Source organism: Arthrobacter sp. MDT1-49-2 (assembly GCF_059090185.1).
In genome coordinates, this window is record NZ_JBNHFK010000005.1 from 54,604 (window position 1) to 69,683 (window position 15,080).

The window sequence follows — 15,080 nt, forward strand, 5'->3', positions numbered from 1 at the left end:
ACTCTAGGCTCATTGCGCCGGCGGTGCCTGCCCGGCGCCGCCGCCCACCGGCGCATCCTCCGAGGGAGCGTGCGCCGCCAGCCAGGACAGATCGCCGGCGTCGGTGTTCGTGGCGAGGACGGTGGGCCGCCCGGTGCCGTAATGGACGATGGACACGGACGCCGGACCCACGTTGAGGCGCTGGAACATATCCAGGTGCATGCCGAGCGCGTCCGCGAGGACCGACTTGATGATGTCCCCGTGGCTCACCGCCGCCCACACGGCGCCCGGCCCGTGCTCGGCCTCGAACGCGGCGTCGTGCCGGCGGATGGCGGCCACCGAGCGGGCCTGCATCGCGGCCATGGACTCGCCGCCGGGGAAGGTGACGGCGGAGGGTGAGGACTGCACCGTTTTCCAGAGTTCCTCCTTGGCCAGGTCTCCGAGGGTGCGGCCCTGCCAGGCGCCGTAGTCGCATTCGGTGAGGCCGTCCTCGACCGGGGTGTGCGGTGTGCCGGTCTGGCGGTCGAGGATGAACTGCGCGGTCTGCCGGCAGCGCTCGAGCGGGCTGGACACCACACCGATGAGCGGAACGACGGCGAGCCGGTCACCGGTGGCGGCGGCCTGGTCGCGGCCCACCTGATCGAGTTCGACGCCGGGGGTGCGGCCGGCCAGCAGCCCGGAGGCGTTGGCGGTGGTGCGGCCGTGCCGCACGAGGATTACTGTTGCCATGCCCCCAGCCTAGTCACCTGCCCTACGGCGGCGCGGACGCAGGCGGACGGATGCGGAACCATGACCGAACCAGAATATGGCGCTGCTTCACTCAAAGCCGCAGCCGATGCGCAGGACCGCGCGCGTACTGATGGCCGCTGGTTTCCATGGGTGTGCTTAGTTATGTTTCTGATTGTCATTCCCGGGGGAGCGGTGGTGCCGTGGGGATGGCCTGAGGCTCTCGTGGTCACATCCAGCACCCTTGGCCTCATGCTGTGCACCGTTCTGATCATGAGCAGGATGCGGGCAGCCCCGCGTGGCAGTAAGACCGCCACTAATGTGGCCGTCGGATGCTGGGTCGTCCTCAGCACGTCCCAAAACCTCATCAAACTCGGGTGAAGCAGGGTTTGTCACCACCGAAAAGCGCCAGTCGCGGGACTGAGGAACAAGTAGTTGCCTCCGTAGACTGGCCGCCATGGCATGGCGCGTGGGGATCATCGGAGCAGGGATCGGTGGCCTGACGGCCGCCGTAGCGCTGGCGGCTGACGGGCACGAGGTGGTTGTGTACGAGCAACGCGCCGAGCCTGCCGCTGTTGGGGCAGGTCTGACCCTGTTCGGCAACGCGTTCCTGGCGCTCGACGCCGCTGTTGCGGGACGGTGACCTAGACACCGCGCTCATTCGATACAGTGCCCTTCGCCGGAAACGGGCGACTCCGATCTGGCGACAGTCGCGCCTCATGGGCGAGGTTGCCCAGACATCTTCCCCCTTGGCCGTCCGAATGCGCAATGCGCTGCTAAGGGCGATGCCGCCCGCGGCGATGGCGAAAGCAGCTCAACGTGCCGGGCGATGGACACCACCTTCGACGAACGGATAAAGAAAAGCGTCCAGTCGGGTCATTTTTGACCTTTGCTGTCCGCTCACTACTAGGCCACTGGCACCCGTTTACAGGTGCCCTCGTGTGGTTCATAGTCTGGGCATGAGAGTGGTTGGCATTCTGCCCGAAGACGCCCCCGACCCCCGTGCTGAATGGGTGGAGAACCTGAAGCGCATGCCCATTCCGGTGCTGGGACTTATGCCCCAGCCGTCGCTGGAGGACACGGACTCCGTCAGCGTGATGTCCGTTCTGGATTACCGCGGGTACAGCGAAATGACAGCAAGCATCTCCTACACGCTCTGGCGCAACCCGGATGACCGCTCCGACCCGGTGAACCTCGCGGACCTCGACGAGGAGACCCGCAGGGCAATCGAGGAAGTGCCGCCATGGCCCCGGCCCCAATGGCTGATTGAGGAGGTGGAGCGGATGCGTTATCCGCAGCTGTGGGAGGCCGTGCGAACCACCTGGCACCGCGAACGGTCCGAGCGCTCTTCGGTTCAGAGCCTCCTGGCCGACCATGTCAACTACATCCTCATGAACCAGTACCGGGAAGAGCTCTGGCCCGGCGGCGATCCCTTGGAGCAGCATGCCCCCGTTGTAACCGGCCGAATGGTCAACGGCCGGGCCAGCACCGTTATCAACGGCGTCGAGGTACCCGGTGCAGAGGTCGATACCGACCCGTTCGTGTACGGCGTCGGAGCCCGGCTCGCAGGCGGCGGCGTCGTGACTGCCGTCCTTCCACGCGCTGAACTCCAACGGATCCAGGTCCGGTTTACAACCCGAAGCTAACGGCCAGGCTCCGCGGGGTAACGTCCCTATGGGGCCGAATCCACCACGGAAGTACGCACTGACCGCCACATCTCCACGGTGCCGGCCTCGGCGCCGTCGTAATCCTGCAGCAGGACCACCTGTTCGCCGATGACCAGGCCCGAGTCCGGATCAATAATCAAATCACTGCGGGATATGCCGCCCGGACCCGGGATACCGATGGCAATCCCTATTCTGCCGTCCACGGTGGTCTCTCCGTCGAGCACGTCGACGCCGGGAATTAGTGCGGCGGCCCGGTACAGTGCGGCCCGCAGATCCGCCGGAACAGCGCCGGTGCGCAACGCCTCAACGATCGCCTCGAAAGCCTTGATATCCGGATCCTTGCGGTCCTTCGTTCGCTCGTAGGCCAGGTCCAGCAGTTTCTGCGGGTCACGGGGCAGGCTGCTCGTATCGGCCAACGGCGCGCCGAGAATCGTGTAACCAGTGTTGTAGAAGTCCCCACCCGGGGCGCGGATCACTCCCACCAACTCGGCGTAGCTCTTGGGATCCACGGTCGGCTGGAGGCGATGGGCCTCCTTTACTACCTCCGGCGCCGACTCACTCGGAATCCGGTCTTCCCGGTTCCACACCCATTCATCCGCAGGGTCCGCCGGAATGTAGAGCTGGCTGCCGGTGATCACCTCCCATTGGAGCTGTGAACCGTCGACAACAGTGCCGGCCAGTCCCTGCTCCTTGATTTCAATCTTCAGGTACTGGCCGGGCAAAAGAACGGGATCAGCGGTCCTGATGGATGCTTCAGCCGCAGCGTTGAGTACCTGTGCGGCTTCTGCACTGAGGCGCGCGCGATCCGGCAGGACGACGTCGGCCGTCACCATTACCCCGGCGAGAAAGGCGGCGGCGGCAGCGATCAGTGCAATGCGGCTGCGCACCTTTCCCTGGCCGCGCCTTGGCCGCACGGTTTCTGTCCCGGAGGGCAGGGCCCCTATACCCGCCATTACCTTACGGCGGTGGCGGTCCAGGGTTGCAGGCAACGGATCGGTGGTGTTGCGGCGCATTTCCCGGAGCAGTGTCATCTCGTCCATGCTTCTTCTCCTATGTCTTCAATCCGGGCAGGAGCCAGCTCGGTCCGCAGGGTGCGGCGGGCTCGGTTCAAACGGGAGCGGACGGTACCGACGGGTACGTCCATGGCCGCGGCGATGCCTTCGTAGGTCAGGTCGCCCCAGGCGTAGAGCAGCAGCGTGTCCCGGTCGATCGCAGGCATCGCCTTCAAGGCCAGGGCAATCTGTCCGGTCGCGGCCAGCGCGTCCGTTTCCGCCGCCACCCGGTCGGATTCATCGGCCACGGAATCTCGCAGGGCGGATTTGGCGGCAGCCTTTAGAATCCGGGCTTCGGTCCGGTGATGCCGACGGAGCAGATTGGTGACGATACCGAAGAGCCATGGCCGCGCATCGTCATAGGCCAGGTCATAGCTTTCCAGCCGCTCCCACGCGATCAGGAAGGTATCGGCGATGACATCATCTGCTGCGAACTCTCCGGCCCGCAGGGCGGCATACCGGTAAAGCACCGCGGCATGCCTGTCATATAGTTCCCCAAACAACGCCGGGTTTTCCCGTGCGCGGCGAATGATGTCGCCGTCCGTTTCTGTGCTCACACTATGTATTGCCCGGAAACGGAATAAGGGTTCACGGGTATTTTCCTCTCGAGGGATGAAAGCAGCGTACACATAACCTCTCGCACGTGGGCCTTTGATTCTTGGTTACGCTCAGGGAATGCAGTCCCCACTGAATCCCCAGGTGATCGTGCTGAACGGAGGCTCGAGTTCCGGGAAGTCCTCCATCAGCCGCGCGCTCCAGCAAATGCTTCCCGGCCTCTGGCTGACCTTTGGCGTTGACACGTTTATTGAGGCACTTCCCGGCCGGGGTGACAGTCCGCGGGCGGGAATCACCTACGAGCAGGGCGGCACCATCACCCTGAGCGCTGAGTACCGGGCCATGGAACACAGCTGGTACGCCGGGCTGCGCAGTATGGCCGCGGCGGGGGCACAGCTGATTCTTGATGAGGTGATGCTCTCCGGCGGCGCCGGACAGGAACGTTTACGGGCATTGTTTGCCGGCATGAGCGTGGTCTGGGTGGGAGTGCACTGTGCTCCCGAGGTGGCCGCATCCCGGGAAGCACAGCGGCCTGACCGGACAGAAGGAATGGCAGAGGCACAGGCCCTGAGCGTCCACGAGGGGGTCATCTACGACTTTGAGGTCGACACCACGAACCGCTCGGCTGACGAGTGTGCAAACGACGTCGCAGGCTGGCTCGCGCCCGCGGGGGTAGGGGACGGGAGACAGATGTTGTGAAACGGTTCTATGTCGCGTCGAGCTTCAGCAACGTGGTCAGCGTGCGGTATGTCGCCCAGGGCCTGGAAGCCAACGGCTACATCAACACATACGACTGGACGCAGAATGCATCAGCGCACGATGCGGGTCCGGTTACTCTCGCTGACCTGCGTGCCATCGGACAGCAGGAAAAAGATGCAGTGCTGAGTGCCGACGTCGTCGTCATCCTCCTGCCAGGCGGGAAGAGCGCGCATGTTGAGCTCGGGATGGCGATCGCTCGGGGGAAGCGGACGATCCTGCATTCGCCGGATGACGAGATCGAGGATCTCGAAACCACCAGCTCGTTCTACCACCTGCCCGAGGTGGAGAGATGCTGCGGATCCCTCGACGCCCTTGTCGAGATGATCGTCCGCATGGAAGTGACCGGTGCCGAAGACCGCCCGCGCCGGGCGAGCACAGGTGTTCTCCCGGGTCCAGGTCCTAGCTGACGGGCCCGTAGGGTTCGCACAGGGTCTGGAGTTCAGTGGCGGCCGCGGTCCAGGACTCAGCGTTCAAGTCCCACGATACGTCTGGATTCTCGGCCTTCCGGAGGACATTCTCCGTGGGGGACGAGAACTCCTTCACCAGCGGAGCGATGTCAGCAGGAGCATCTTCGGCAATAGCGAGGACTTCGTTGTGGAGCGGCCGTGCATCGTCGGCACTCATCTCGACGCCGGTTGTACCGTCGCCGATTCTCACCGCCGAGATTACCTCGCTCAGGGGTCCCTGACCGTCCTTACCGAGGAGCTTGAGGCACGACTGCTCTTCAGTATCCTCACCCGCTGCTGCGACGGAGGGTGCGACGGTCGCCGGAGGAGTGGACGGTTTAGCCTCGGCCCCCGTGGCGGCCGCAGCGCAGCCGGTGGTGAGGAGCAGCAGGGCGAGGGCAGGGCTAATAGCAGATATTTTCACGGTTCCCCCGGGACTCTTAGACGGTGGTGACAATGTAGCCAATGATCTCCCGCGCGTCGAGCAGCCGGATGCTCTCCTTTACTGGAGCCGCGCCGGATCGCTTATCCCGGCCCCTGGGGTTGCTCGAGCATCTGGCTGAAAGGCCTAGGGTTACTGCTTGTCTGGGACTTGAAGGAGACGGTGTTCGTAGACGGCGTTGCGTGTTTTGTGGCCCAGGCCAATCTGCAGTGCGGGAGCCAGCGAAACGTGTGCATACAGTTCAATGACCGTCTCACGCACCAGCCAGGCAGCAGAACGATTCGCTTGCGGGGACAGTTGTTCATCGAACGGCTGCCCGTACATGCTGACGAGATGGTTCCTCACACGGTCAAAACCGGCGTCGACGGCGGTGACCAGATCCACCGCATCCTCGTAGGCGAACAGGTTCAAACTGAAAAGGGACCCATCGAGGGCGACCCAGGAAGAGTTCTTCGTCGTGAAGCGGCGGGTCACGAAGGATCCCCGAGTCACTCCTAACGCGGCGTCGTCGTCGTTATGCGTCGCGCGTCCGAGCTCACATCCAAGGTCCTCAAAGTAGCTGGAGAACTGATCGTCCGCCGAGGGCCAGGGCGATTCAGCCACGCTTTGAATAAAAGCAGCGATTTCACGCGGATCCGGATTGAGTGACTCCGTGCGTTCTGTGGGAGCGTTCATGGGTGCACTCTATACAGGCAGGTGAGTTGTCCGGGTAAGCGGTGGTCAACGTTCTGGCGGAGATGGCAAAGCGAACGATAAGCCGGAGAGCCGGTTGGGCTTCAGCCCCAGGAACGCGTGGACAGGACCACCAGATAGCCGTCGGGATCGGCGATGGTGACCCCATGCTCGTCCCAATACGGGTTACGTGCGCTCACCCGTCGTCCGCCGGCCTTCTGAATACGTTCCAAAAGATGGTCCTCAACCGGACCTTCAAGATACAGAACCAGAAGGTCCTCCTCGCTGGGGGCGGGCACAATCTCCCGGTCCAGCACCAGCTCGAGATGCCAATTCCCGCCCGGCCAGCCGATGAACGCCAGCTCTTCCGTGGTGCCGGTGTTACTGGGCTTCCGCCCTTCCAGTGTCATGCCGAACCCTTCCACCCAGAAACGTATGGCGGCATCCATATCCGTGGTGGGCCGGGCAATTCTGATGTGGGCGGCAGCGGGGGAAGTCATATATGAAGGCTACCCAAGCGGCAGAGCGCAGTTCGGCGGGAGCCGGGTGCCCCCCGCCCGGTAATGTCATGCGAAAGGTTGCACCGTCAGGAAGTCCGGGCGTGACGTCCCGCCCCGTTATGGAAGGCCCCGCACATGCAGTCATCGCTTGTCCCGCTTCCGCCGCGCCAGGTTGGGATCGCTGACGCGGCATCCTTCGCCGGCACCGCACCGGAAACGATCCGTCAGTACCAGCGGATTAGCCTGCTGCCAGAGCCCGCACAAGGCAGCGACGACGGCGGATACGGCTACGGCGACATGATCCGGCTGCTGTGGATCCGCAAAATGGTCGACGCCGGGATGGCTGTGGAGGACATTCGTGAAGTCTTTGCCGACCAGGCTGCCGCCGGTGGCGACGACGGCCGCGATGCCGCCGTCGTCGTAAAGCGCATGCGCACCGTGGAGGGCCGGACGGGCCTGCTCTCCGACGTCGTCGCCGGCCGTCTCAAGGAGCTGCCGGAGGGCTGGCTGCGCCAAGCGGATCTGGACAGCCTGCTGGTCATGGAGCGGATCTTCGGGCCGCTGGGTGCGGCTGTTAACGCCGGCCGTTACACCGTCATGGCCGCCCACCCGGGCCTGCGGGAGGAATCCGACCGCGTGGAGGCCGCCGAGGAAGCACTCGATGACACGGTCCCCGTCGACGACTCCCGCGTGGCGCAGGCCGCTGCCGACCGGCACGCCTTTGAAGGGAAGCTGGACGCCGCCATCCTCAGTTCCGGCCAGGCGCAGAGAGACGACGCGCTGTTCGACTCCTGGGATGCCCTGCACCCCGCCGGCGCTGAAAGTGAGGACGACGCCGGCAGCCGGGAAGCGTGCGTGAGCCTCATCGACGCCGTCGGCATGATGCCCTACGACTACTCCCCGGCCCGCCTGCGCTGCCTGGAACTGGCCGGAGAGCTTGCCGCCGCAGCGTGAACTACGAGGGTGGGACTCTGTCTGCGCCCGTGCTTATCGGGCGGAGACCGAGTTCGTTCCCTCGGTTTCGATCACGGGATCACCGGAGGTGTAGGTGATGCTGTTGTTCTCCCCTTCAACGTCGATGTCACCGGTCTGCTCCACGCTGACAGTGTTCGCGGTGCCGTCGACGTCGATGTCGGGCACATTGCGAAGGTTGGCAGAGTTGTTGTTTCCCTCGACGTCGAGGCTTTCCGCGTCCTCTCCGCTGACGGAGTTGTCATTGCCGTGGAGGTCGATGTCTTCACACGGGCCGGTGGTCCGTACAGTGACGCCGTTGGTCTCGACGTCGATGTCCCCGCCATCGGAGCAGGTAATGCTGACGCTGGCGTTCGCTTCCGTAATTCGGTGTTCCTGCCCGCGGCTGAGGGTGATCGCCGCACCGGAGGACGACTGTGCCGCTGACGCGCTTGGATCCGTGGGGGAGGCCGATGCCGTGTTTTCCGGTGTCCCGGCAGCGGTGGAGGATGCGGTTCCGGTTTCCTCGGGTGCCGGTGCCGGGTCCGCGGTGCACCCGGTGATCAGCGTCAGGCCGACGACGGCGGTAAGCACGGGCGCGGCGATGCGGGACTTACGGTACATGCGGGTTCTCCTCAGCTAGGCGGGCTGGTGTGTAATGGCCTGCCCCGGGGGAGCTGTTCGAACGATTCCTCGTGTGGGGCTTTTCCGCTTGCCTGTTCAGTGTGCGGGAACGTGAGCCGGTCAGTCACGGTTCTCCGGTAAAAGGCGACGCTCAGCCCGGAAAACCGTGCGTCGGCGCCAGGGGCCGTGAGCGTTGGGAGCTCCGGGTCCAGTGCGAAAGCAACAGGCCGACGGCGGCAGCCCCACTGGCATAGGTCCAGGGCGGTGCCCACGAACCTTCAGGGGCCGGAATGGCGAAGGCAACAGCAACGGTGGAAATCCCTAGCAGGGCCTCGACCGACCCCTGCGGCAAGCCGACCCGGTAGGCCGGAAATGCCGGCCGGACGAGCGGAATAAGCGGCAGCAGGAACAGCCCCGGAATGAGAATCGGGTAAATCATGTTGAGGGTGAAGGCTGCCAAACCAAGCCCCAGAAGCCCGAGAAACATCAGAACCCGCCCAACCCTGAAAGCGTTTCCTGGTGTCCACCGGCTCACAAGGATGCCCCATGCCGGAAGGCCGAGCAGCCAGCCGCCGGCCCATAGACCCAGGTCCAGCAGCGCCACGGCCACAAGCAGGACGCCGGGCAGGACAAAAACCGCGGTTTGACGCAGCAGTGGAAGCTTTCCCAAGGGGCCGAAGATGCACAAACCGATCAGCAGGTAGGCGGCCGCATAACCGGGCACCATCTGGAACAGCGGCACCTGTGTCAGTCCGAACAGCAGCAGCGTCAGCGCGGTGACCATGACGCACACCGCGGCAACGGCCCAGGGGTGCTGACGCGCCGCGGCCTCCTCTGACTTCATGGCCCGTACTCTATCGGCTTCGATGCCGGTGCCGGTTACGGGGGCGTCCGGCCTCGAACCACCCATGGCTGAGCAGTCCCCATGCTGGTTCACGCGGGTCCACCGTCATCCGTGCCGTCTCGGGTAACGGAGTATGCCTATCGCTGGATGACCGACTTAGGAAAGAAATTCCCGTCGGGCCTGACCTCGTAGACTTCCACGGCTCCTGATCCGCCCTGGGCCTGCAGAGACAAAGAGCGCACTGAAACGTCGAAGGTCCCGTATTCATTGGGTGAGGCCACGTACGTCAGATCGGGGTTGTAATTATCGGCCCTTTGAATAACTTCAATCGCTTGTTCAGGTGTGGAGATATTCACCTCGGGTGCTTCCGCCATGAACCGCGGAGGTGCCGACGACGGATCCGCCGGAGCGGCTGACGGGGCTTGGGTAGGCATCTGCTCCGGTACTCCGGCACTTGCAGCCGGCGACGGCGTGGGTGTTGGAGTCTTCTGGGCCGGGGTTGGTTCAGTCGTCCGGCTGCCGGTTTCTGCTGCCGACGGGGATCCCTGCGCCGTCGGCTCTTCGCCGCTGCATCCGGTTATCAGTGCAGCTGTGGCCAGAAAGCCCAACGCTATTGTTGAAAGTCTTTTCACAAAGCCAGTGCGTAGTGTCTTCATGCTTTCCCCCCCAATGTAATTGGAAAGTAAGCTTACCGATTTGCCTGTTGCCGTCCAACCGGATGCGAGGGGTCGGTTCGGTCACCGCCAACGGACACATAGCGGCACCCGCGTCTCCTTCGTACCCCGATGATTGAGGAGGCGGCCCGGCGTGTGTGTCAGGATTCGTCGTCGTAGAAAACGGACCAGCAGATACTGTTCCTGCGCCGTTGGTCCTCGAGGACAAGGGCGCGCAGGTGGCCGGGAACCTGGCGGCGTTGCCAGTCCCGTTCAGCCCGTGCGGCGCCCCGATCGCCGGGCGCCGCAGCCGCCGCGGCTTTGATGGCATACGCGGCCGCCCCGAGATCGTGTTCGGGAACATGGGCGACGCAGGCGGCCTGGCCCGCTGCGTAGGCCGCGAACCGGGACGCACCCCGCAAGGGACGGGCCGCCGCCATTGCGTGCCCTCCGAGTGCACGGGTGGCCATCATCCTCGCTTCGCCGCGGGTCCAGGCCCGCACCGCTTCGACCACCGCACGTGGCCGGTCATCCCCGGGGTTAGATGTTTCAAACAGCTCCAGGACATTTTCCGCGCACATGGCCGCCCACAAGGCCAGCAGCCGATGGTCATCCTCAGACAGGAGCCCGCCGCGCCGGACGGACACCAGGCGGGGATCGCGGACCGCAGGAAGGATCATAGGACTGTTTCTACTCTCATCCGGCGCGGGCAGGTAGTTGCCCTGAATGCCACCCAAGTATTGCGCAGGGGCGGCAAACGGCATCCAATAGCCCAATGACGGAAGAATCCGGCACAGCCACATCAAAAACGTCCCCCGGTCTGAAGCGGGCCATCGGCGCGCTCCTGTTGTACGGGTTTATCGTCGGCGACACCCTCGGTGCCGGCATTTACACGCTGGTGGGCACCATGGCCGCCGACGTCGGCGGCGCCATCTGGATTCCCCTGCTGATCGCCTTGGTCGTCGCGCTGCTCACTGCCGCGACCTACGCGGAACTGATCACCAAGTATCCGCACGCCGGGGGGGCCGCCCGCTACGCCGACCGCGCCTTCGGCATCCCCTACGTGTCATTCCTGGTCGGCTTCCTGATGATGTCCTCGGGAATCACCACCGCCGCTGCCCTGGCGAACGCCTTCGCGGGCGATTACCTGACAGCACTCTTCCCTGTGCCGGCCGCCCCGGCAGCGGTCGCCTTCATTATCGTGCTGACCCTGATCAACCTGCGCGGCGTCAAGGAGTCCCTCGCCGCGAACCTGATAGCTTCCATCATCGAGGTGTCCGGCCTCGTCATCGTTATTGTCGTCTGCGCCATCGTTTTTGCCTCCGGCAACGGGGAACCGGCACGGCTCCTGGAATTCGCGCCGGACGTGCCGCCCTTCCAGGGTGCGTTGGCCGCATCGATCGTCGCCTTTTTCTCGTTCCTGGGCTTCGAGGCGGCAGCGAACATGGCCGAGGAAGTGCGCAATCCCTCCAAGGCCTACCCGCGGGCACTCTTCGGAGCTATCTGCACCGCCGGGCTCGTTTACCTTCTCATCGCCCTCGGCGCCGTCATCGTGATGGACCCGACCGAGCTGGCAGAGTCCACCGGGCCCCTGCTGGCCGTGGTCGCCGCCAGTGGCGTTGCAGTCCCGCCAGGGTTGTTCAGCATCATCGCCCTGATCGCCATTGCCAACGGGGCACTGCTGTTTATGGTCATGGCCAGCCGTGTCGGCTACGGATTGGCAGAGGCGGAGCTGCTCCCTCGTGCTTTCAGCCGGGTCCTGCCGGGCCGCCGTACGCCGTGGGTCTCCATTGTTGTAGTTGCCGGACTAACGATCGTCCTGACCCTTACCGGAAATGTCGCCTCTCTGGCCGAAACCACCGTGCTGCTCCTGCTGCTGGTCTTCTTGTCCGCCAATGTCAGCGTCCTCGTCCTCAAAAAGGACAAGGTCGACCATGACCACTTCTCCGCCCCCCGATTCATGCCGGTCCTCGCCATCCTCGCGAGCATTGCACTGCTCTCCCAGCAAAGCGCAGCCATCTGGTTGAGTTCCGCTGTCTATGTAGCCATCGGATCCCTGCTGTTCCTCGCCGCGAAGGCCCAGCGCAAGCGCGAGAACCGGACGAAAGCCAACTAATCCGCGGGATGCTCGGGCCGCAGCATCCGTTCGACGGCGGTGACCACCGCTTGCCGCCGCGCCGCGACTTCATCGCCACGAGCGGGATGCTGCGCGAGCCCGGTCAGCCCCTCCGGTGAAAGCTGCCAGGCCTGCGCGATGGCGTAGATAAAGACCAGAACGTCGACGGCGGACAGCGGGCGTGCGGCCGCGGTGGCGACGGCGAGCGTCTTGTTCCGGTAGGCATCGCTCGGTTCTGCGGTGGCTTCCGGCCGCTCGAGCCGGGCCCACATACTCAGGCGGAGAACCTCCGGGAAGCGCTGATGATGGTCAAACACGTCACCGGCCCAGCCGGCCAGGTCCTCGGGGCGCGGCGGAACGTTTTCGGCCATACGGTGCAGCGCGTCCGCAACGGTGGCATCGAACAGTCCGCTCTTGCTGCCGTAGTACGCGTAGATCATCCGGACATTGCTCTGAGCCTCGGTGGCGATCCGCTCGACCCGTCCGCCGGCGAAACCGTGGGCTGCAAACTCCGCGGTGGCTGCAGCGAGTATCCGCTGTCTTGTGGCTTCTGCGTCGCGTGCCATGCGATTCCCCCGGTAGGTGTTGACGGACATGGGCTCGAACCCTAGCGTAGCGGTAAGTATCCATTTACTTATAGGAGCCGCAATGACCCGCATCGCCCTCGTCACCGGAGCCAACCGCGGACTCGGACGCGCCACCGCACTCGCGTTGGCCCGGAATAAGATCAATGTCGTCGCCGCCGCGCGAGGCGGGGCGGACGACGTCGTCAGCGAAATCATCGACACGGGCGGTGAGGCCATCGCGGTCCGGTTGGACGTTGCAGACCTTTCCTCGATCGAGGCGGCCCGCGTCGCGGTGCTAGACGGCATCGGGGAAAAGTGGGATGCCCGCACTCTCGATGTGCTGGTCAACAACGCCGGGGTGGGATTGTTTGCGCCGCTGGGTGCCATTAGCGCAGAAGACTTCGAGACCACCTTCGCGGTAAACGTCCGGGGACCGCTGTTCCTCACCCAGGCCTTCCTGCCCCACCTGTCGGAAGGAGCGAGCATTGTGAACGTGTCGAGTTCGCTCAGCCGGCACGTCAGCCCGGCGACCTCCGTCTATGCCGCCTCGAAGAAGGCCGTCGAAGCGTTGACCCGCAGCCTCGCCCTGGAGCTGGGGCCGCGCGGCATCCGGATCAATTCGATCGCTCCAGGTCCCACCGCGACCGACTTTAACGGCGGAGCCATGCGTGACAGCGCCGACATGCGCACGGCACTCTCCGGGCAGACGGCGCTCGGGCGGGTGGGTGAACCGGAGGACATCGCCGATGCGATTGCCGCCCTGGTATCCCCCGAGTTCCGCTGGGCAACGGGGGAGCGCATTGAGGTTTCCGGCGGTGTGCTGATGTGAATACTGTGAGGTTTATAAACAGTTCCATGTATGTACAGACCACCCTAGACTGGGGGCATGACCGAGAAGACTGACCGGCAGGGAGCCCTGCCCAGGGGTGTGCTGCAGGCGTGGGGGCAGGAACAGACGCAGACCAGGCCCGGACCGAAAGCCATGCTCAGCATCCCGGGCATCGCGGCGTCGGCGATCGCCCTTGCCGACGCCGAAGGAGCCCAGGCCCTGTCGCTGGGGCGGATCGCCGAACGCCTGGGCGTGACGGCCAATGCGCTGTATCGATACGTGGACTCCCGGGAAGACCTCGACGTGATTGTCCACGACCAGGCACTTGGCGCGCCGGCCGGCATTGAGCCGGGGGAGGACTGGGAGGCCGCTGCCGGACTCTGGTGCCGCGCCCTGCGCCGGCGGTACGAACGGCATCCCTGGCTCAGCGACCTCCAGGTCCGCATACCCTTTGCACCCAATGCGCTCGCCTGGCTGGAGAGTCTGTTGGAGCGTCTGGAGCCCAGTGGCATGAGCCGGCGGCAGGCGCTGCAGGCCGCCAGTCTGCTGGACAGCTATGTTCGCGCCCGCGCCGGAGCGGAGCGCGACATCACCCGGGAAGGGGGCGGCGCAGATCCTGGGGCACTGGTGGAGCGGATCGGCGGCGCACGCTTTGCGGCGCGGCTCCCGCGAGTCGCCGACTTGATCTCGGACGGTCTCTACCGCGGGGCCGCAACCAGGGCGGATGAGGACTTCGAGTTCGGTCTGGAGAGCATCCTCACCGGGCTTCGACGTCGCTCGGAGACATCCCCGGCTGTCGGATGAATTGATCCGGGCGCCCCCCGTTCTGCATCGGCCTTTTCTCCTACCTGCGCCCTCTATGCGAGGCATTGCTATCTGTGTAGAGTGCTAACTGTTCATGGCAGGCACTAAGGAGGCCGAACGATGAGCAAGGTAGCAGCCAGTACCCCGCCGCGGGCGGCAATGCCCCCGGTGGTCCTTGAAAGCGTGACCAAGACCTACAGCTCCGGCACAGGAACCGTGACCGCCCTGGCAGAGACGGACCTGGAGCTGCCGCGCGGCTCCTTCACCGCCGTCATGGGTCCGTCCGGCTCCGGGAAAAGCACCCTCCTGCACTGCGCAGCGGGCCTGGACGCCCCGAGCGCCGGGCGGGCCTTCCTGGAAGGTGCGGACCTCAGCGGCCTCTCCGAGGACGCTCGCACCCGCCTGCGGCGGGACCGGGTTGCCTTCGTCTTCCAGGCGTTTAACCTGATGCCCACCTTGACAGCCGCGCAGAATGTTGAGCTGCCGGCCATCCTCGCAGGACGCCGGCCTGATCCGCGTCAGACGGAGGACGCCTTGGCGCTGGTCGGGCTTGCCGCCCGGGCGGACCACCGGCCGGGCGAGCTCTCCGGTGGGCAGCAGCAGCGGGTCGCGATTGCCCGGGCCCTGGCCGCCAATGCAGAGGTCCTCTTTGCGGACGAACCCACCGGAGCCCTGGATTCCCAGACGGCAGCCGGCGTCTTCGAGCTGCTGCGGAATACAGTCCATCGGCAGGGCCGAACCATCCTGATGACCACCCACGACCCGGTTGCGGCGTCCTACGCGGATTCGGTGATCTTCCTCTTCGACGGCCGGATCGTGGAACGCTGGGCGCGCAGCTCGGCCGAGGACATCGCCGCGGTGCTTGGCCGCCTGTCCGCGTATCGGAGCTGAACGG

Annotated in this window: 20 protein-coding genes; 9 read left to right on the top strand and 11 right to left on the bottom strand. The window is 65.0% G+C overall.

Annotated elements, in window-relative coordinates; genetic code table 11:
- Positions 1 to 9 precede the first annotated feature (9 nt).
- A complete protein-coding gene (locus tag AC5RTS_RS08350; protein ID WP_493991604.1) occupies positions 10 to 708 on the bottom strand; it encodes a histidine phosphatase family protein in 699 nt (232 codons plus the stop codon).
- Between the two features lie 454 nt (positions 709 to 1,162).
- Between AC5RTS_RS08350 and AC5RTS_RS08355 the strand changes: the two genes are divergently transcribed.
- Together AC5RTS_RS08355 and AC5RTS_RS08360 are read left to right on the top strand one after the other, a co-directional pair.
- The gene (locus AC5RTS_RS08355; protein ID WP_493991605.1) at positions 1,163 to 1,348 is read left to right on the top strand and encodes an FAD-dependent oxidoreductase; all 186 of its coding nucleotides are present in this window, start codon (positions 1,163 to 1,165) and stop codon (positions 1,346 to 1,348) included.
- 316 nt (positions 1,349 to 1,664) lie between these two features.
- Entirely contained in the window at positions 1,665 to 2,351 is a 687-nt protein-coding gene (locus AC5RTS_RS08360; protein WP_493991606.1) for a hypothetical protein, read from the top strand.
- Between the two features lie 26 nt (positions 2,352 to 2,377).
- On the opposite strand, the gene AC5RTS_RS08365 is transcribed toward AC5RTS_RS08360, so the two are convergent.
- Entirely contained in the window at positions 2,378 to 3,412 is a 1,035-nt protein-coding gene (locus tag AC5RTS_RS08365; protein ID WP_493991607.1) for a CU044_5270 family protein, read from the bottom strand.
- On the bottom strand, positions 3,400 to 3,981 hold the full coding sequence (locus AC5RTS_RS08370) for an RNA polymerase sigma factor (protein WP_493991608.1): 582 nt from the start codon (positions 3,979 to 3,981) through the stop codon (positions 3,400 to 3,402). Before AC5RTS_RS08370 ends, AC5RTS_RS08365 begins: the two co-directional genes overlap by 13 nt.
- A 118-nt stretch (positions 3,982 to 4,099) precedes the next feature.
- Between AC5RTS_RS08370 and AC5RTS_RS08375 the strand changes: the two genes are divergently transcribed.
- Both AC5RTS_RS08375 and AC5RTS_RS08380 read left to right on the top strand, forming a co-directional pair.
- Positions 4,100 to 4,678: a chloramphenicol phosphotransferase CPT family protein gene (locus tag AC5RTS_RS08375; RefSeq protein WP_493991609.1), complete on the top strand. Its 579-nt coding sequence runs from the start codon at positions 4,100 to 4,102 to the stop codon at positions 4,676 to 4,678.
- Positions 4,675 to 5,145 (top strand): hypothetical protein, encoded by a 471-nt coding sequence (locus tag AC5RTS_RS08380; protein WP_493991610.1) that lies wholly within the window; start codon positions 4,675 to 4,677, stop codon positions 5,143 to 5,145. The genes AC5RTS_RS08375 and AC5RTS_RS08380 overlap by 4 nt, the downstream gene beginning before the upstream one ends.
- Here AC5RTS_RS08380 and AC5RTS_RS08385 read toward each other — a convergent pair.
- From AC5RTS_RS08385 to AC5RTS_RS08395, 3 genes are all read right to left on the bottom strand, one after another.
- The gene (locus tag AC5RTS_RS08385; RefSeq protein WP_493991611.1) at positions 5,138 to 5,608 is read right to left on the bottom strand and encodes a hypothetical protein; all 471 of its coding nucleotides are present in this window, start codon (positions 5,606 to 5,608) and stop codon (positions 5,138 to 5,140) included. The two genes, AC5RTS_RS08380 and AC5RTS_RS08385, sit on opposite strands and share 8 nt — an antisense overlap.
- A gap of 150 nt (positions 5,609 to 5,758) precedes the next feature.
- Positions 5,759 to 6,301: a hypothetical protein gene (locus AC5RTS_RS08390; RefSeq protein ID WP_493991612.1), complete on the bottom strand. Its 543-nt coding sequence runs from the start codon at positions 6,299 to 6,301 to the stop codon at positions 5,759 to 5,761.
- A 101-nt stretch (positions 6,302 to 6,402) separates the two neighbouring features.
- Positions 6,403 to 6,798 (bottom strand): VOC family protein, encoded by a 396-nt coding sequence (locus AC5RTS_RS08395; protein ID WP_493991613.1) that lies wholly within the window; start codon positions 6,796 to 6,798, stop codon positions 6,403 to 6,405.
- Positions 6,799 to 6,933: 135 nt separating this feature from the next.
- Between AC5RTS_RS08395 and AC5RTS_RS08400 the strand changes: the two genes are divergently transcribed.
- Positions 6,934 to 7,752 carry a MerR family transcriptional regulator gene (locus AC5RTS_RS08400; RefSeq protein ID WP_493991614.1) on the top strand — a complete coding sequence of 273 codons (819 nt, stop codon included), beginning with the start codon at positions 6,934 to 6,936 and terminating at the stop codon, positions 7,750 to 7,752.
- Between the two features lie 33 nt (positions 7,753 to 7,785).
- Here the strand turns inward: AC5RTS_RS08400 and AC5RTS_RS08405 are convergent, their stop codons facing one another.
- The 4 genes from AC5RTS_RS08405 to AC5RTS_RS08420 form a co-directional block, all read right to left on the bottom strand.
- Entirely contained in the window at positions 7,786 to 8,373 is a 588-nt protein-coding gene (locus AC5RTS_RS08405) for a DUF3060 domain-containing protein (protein WP_493991615.1), read from the bottom strand.
- 151 nt (positions 8,374 to 8,524) lie between these two features.
- Positions 8,525 to 9,217: a hypothetical protein gene (locus AC5RTS_RS08410; RefSeq protein WP_493991616.1), complete on the bottom strand. Its 693-nt coding sequence runs from the start codon at positions 9,215 to 9,217 to the stop codon at positions 8,525 to 8,527.
- Positions 9,218 to 9,354: 137 nt separating this feature from the next.
- Positions 9,355 to 9,651 carry a hypothetical protein gene (locus AC5RTS_RS08415; protein ID WP_493991617.1) on the bottom strand — a complete coding sequence of 99 codons (297 nt, stop codon included), beginning with the start codon at positions 9,649 to 9,651 and terminating at the stop codon, positions 9,355 to 9,357.
- Positions 9,652 to 10,031: 380 nt separating this feature from the next.
- A complete protein-coding gene (locus AC5RTS_RS08420; protein ID WP_493991618.1) occupies positions 10,032 to 10,550 on the bottom strand; it encodes a putative immunity protein in 519 nt (172 codons plus the stop codon).
- A gap of 95 nt (positions 10,551 to 10,645) precedes the next feature.
- On the opposite strand from AC5RTS_RS08420, the gene AC5RTS_RS08425 reads away from it, so the two are divergent.
- Positions 10,646 to 11,986, top strand: a complete 1,341-nt coding sequence (locus AC5RTS_RS08425; RefSeq protein ID WP_493991619.1) for an APC family permease — start codon at positions 10,646 to 10,648, stop codon at positions 11,984 to 11,986.
- Here the strand turns inward: AC5RTS_RS08425 and AC5RTS_RS08430 are convergent.
- Positions 11,983 to 12,552: a TetR/AcrR family transcriptional regulator gene (locus tag AC5RTS_RS08430; protein WP_493991620.1), complete on the bottom strand. Its 570-nt coding sequence runs from the start codon at positions 12,550 to 12,552 to the stop codon at positions 11,983 to 11,985. The genes AC5RTS_RS08425 and AC5RTS_RS08430 overlap by 4 nt on opposite strands.
- Before the next feature lie 82 nt (positions 12,553 to 12,634).
- On the opposite strand from AC5RTS_RS08430, the gene AC5RTS_RS08435 reads away from it, so the two are divergent.
- The 3 genes from AC5RTS_RS08435 to AC5RTS_RS08445 all read left to right on the top strand — a co-directional run bounded on the left by AC5RTS_RS08435 (position 12,635) and on the right by AC5RTS_RS08445 (position 15,076).
- Positions 12,635 to 13,381: an SDR family NAD(P)-dependent oxidoreductase gene (locus tag AC5RTS_RS08435; RefSeq protein WP_493991621.1), complete on the top strand. Its 747-nt coding sequence runs from the start codon at positions 12,635 to 12,637 to the stop codon at positions 13,379 to 13,381.
- A gap of 57 nt (positions 13,382 to 13,438) precedes the next feature.
- Entirely contained in the window at positions 13,439 to 14,185 is a 747-nt protein-coding gene (locus tag AC5RTS_RS08440; RefSeq protein ID WP_493991622.1) for a TetR/AcrR family transcriptional regulator C-terminal domain-containing protein, read from the top strand.
- Positions 14,186 to 14,305: 120 nt separating this feature from the next.
- The gene (locus AC5RTS_RS08445) at positions 14,306 to 15,076 is read left to right on the top strand and encodes an ABC transporter ATP-binding protein (RefSeq protein WP_493991623.1); all 771 of its coding nucleotides are present in this window, start codon (positions 14,306 to 14,308) and stop codon (positions 15,074 to 15,076) included.
- Positions 15,077 to 15,080: the final 4 nt, after the last annotated feature.